At 66.6% G+C, this 1,712-nt stretch carries 3 protein-coding genes and 1 pseudogene; 3 read left to right on the forward strand and 1 reads right to left on the reverse strand.

What is annotated here, in order from left to right; translation table 11 throughout:
* Positions 1 to 194, reverse strand: a pseudogene (locus FKP22_RS29455) (YeiH family putative sulfate export transporter); the annotation flags it as partial.
* A 155-nt stretch (positions 195 to 349) separates the two neighbouring features.
* On the opposite strand from FKP22_RS29455, the gene FKP22_RS29460 reads away from it, so the two are divergent.
* From FKP22_RS29460 to FKP22_RS29470, 3 genes are all read left to right on the forward strand, one after another.
* Positions 350 to 730 (forward strand): type II toxin-antitoxin system RelE/ParE family toxin, encoded by a 381-nt coding sequence (locus FKP22_RS29460; protein WP_141291744.1) that lies wholly within the window; start codon positions 350 to 352, stop codon positions 728 to 730.
* Entirely contained in the window at positions 717 to 1,031 is a 315-nt protein-coding gene (locus tag FKP22_RS29465; protein ID WP_141291746.1) for a helix-turn-helix domain-containing protein, read from the forward strand. Before FKP22_RS29460 ends, FKP22_RS29465 begins: the two co-directional genes overlap by 14 nt.
* On the forward strand, positions 1,031 to 1,712 hold a 682-nt coding region (locus tag FKP22_RS29470; protein ID WP_141291748.1), incomplete at its 3' end, for a LysR substrate-binding domain-containing protein. The genes FKP22_RS29465 and FKP22_RS29470, both read left to right, overlap by 1 nt.

The following is a 1,712-nucleotide window of genomic DNA, read 5'->3' on the forward strand; positions in this document are numbered from 1 at the left end:
CCCAGCAGGCTGCCCGCCACCAGGCCCAGCAGCAGCGCCAGCGTCAACGGGCCCAGGCCCAGTGCCTGCAGCAGCGGCCAGCGCCCGGCCCAGGCCGCTGCCGCCGCAAGTGCCGCGCAGCCCAGCAAGCCAGGCACCAGCGCAGGCAGAAAGGCCAAGCGAAACGGCGAGGCGGGGAAGGTTCGGGACAGCATGGTGTGCAGTGTGCGCAGCGGCCACTGACCCGTCCAACGGCTTGTATGGTTAGGATTGAGCGATTGAGCCGGTCATTGACGCTGTCTGGGTGGTCATCTCAGGCTTGGCTTCCATAGCACTTGGTGCTATATATCGCTCGGCGAGGGGGAACAACATGGCGATCTACACGACCCGATGGTTCGACCGTTGGGCGCGCAAGCAAGGGTTGGGCGATGCCAGTCTCTGTGCAGCGGTGCAGGAAATGAAGGACGGACTGTTCGATGCCGATCTCGGCGGCGGCCTGTTCAAGAAGCGCATTGCACGGCCGGGACAGGGCAAGCGCGGTGGCTATCGGACGCTGGTCGCCACCAGGCGAGCCGAGCGTTGGATCTTTGTCTATGGCTTCCCGAAGAACGAGCGGGGCAACATCGACAAGGATGAGGAGGAAGCGCTGAAGAAGTTGGCGGAGCACCTCTTGTCACTGTCGGCGCAAGCGGTGGCCCAGGCGAAAGAGGCAGGTGAATTGAGAGAGGTGGACTGCGATGAGAAAGAATGAATCTCCGATCCTGGCCGCCGTGCATGAGACGGCCAAGGGGCTGCACAAGGCCGGCGTCATGGACCAGCTCACGCTGCGTGAGTTCGACCAACTCTGCCTGCCACCGATCGCGCCGCTGGCGCCGGAGCAGATCAAGCGCGTGCGTGAGGATTCGCGGGTCAGCCAGGCCGTGTTTGCCCGGCTGTTGAACACCAGCCTCTCGACAGTTCAGAAGTGGGAGATTGGCCAGAAGAAGCCCACCGGCACCGCGCTGAAGCTGCTGCACCTGGTGCAGAAGAAGGGGTTGGAGGTCCTGGCCTGATGAACATCCTGCGCCTCACGCTGCGCCAGCTGCAGATCTTCGTGGCCGTCGCGCACGAAGGCAGCACCAGCGCGGCTGGCGAGGCGATTGCCTTGTCGCAATCGGCCGCCAGCGCGGCGGTCAATGAGCTGGAGCGGCTGCTGGGGCTGAAGCTGTTTGACCGCGCCGGCAAGCGGCTGCTGCTCAACGACAACGGGCGGGCGCTGTTGCCACGCGCACTGGGCCTGCTGGATGGCGCGGCCGGCGTGGAGCAGATGGCGCGCAACCCGGACGCGCAGCTGCAGGCGCTGCGCATCGGTGCCAGCACCACGCTGGGCAGCCAGTTGCTGCCGGGGCTGCTGAAGCGCTTCTATGGCGAGGTGCCGCGGCAGGCTGCGCATTGGCAGGCGGAGGCGAGGGTGGGCAACACTGCGCAGGTCTGCGCAGCGGTGGCGGCCTTTGAGCTGGACATCGGGCTGATCGAAGGGCCATGCCACGAACCGGCGCTGCAGGTGCAGCCCTGGCTGACCGACGAACTGGTGCTGGTGGCGGCGGCGGGCACCGAGGCCAGGCTGGCGCTGAAGGCTTTGCGCGACTGTGTGTGGCTGCTGCGCGAACCTGGTTCGGGCACCCGCGAGGCGATGGACCAGGCGCTGCTGCCGCACCTGCGCAGCTACCGCCGCAGCATTGCGCTGGGCAGCT

Origin of the sequence: Ideonella azotifigens (assembly GCF_006519715.1) — a bacterium.
Taxonomy (GTDB): Bacteria; Pseudomonadota; Gammaproteobacteria; order Burkholderiales; family Burkholderiaceae_C; genus Ideonella; species Ideonella azotifigens.

Excerpts from the sequence above, each read along its gene's own strand:
- FKP22_RS29465 (WP_141291746.1), top strand. The coding sequence starts at position 717 with ATGAGAAAGAATGAATCTCCGATCCTGGCCGCCGTGCATGAGACGGCC.
- FKP22_RS29460 (WP_141291744.1), top strand. The coding sequence starts at position 350 with ATGGCGATCTACACGACCCGATGGTTCGACCGTTGGGCGCGCAAGCAA.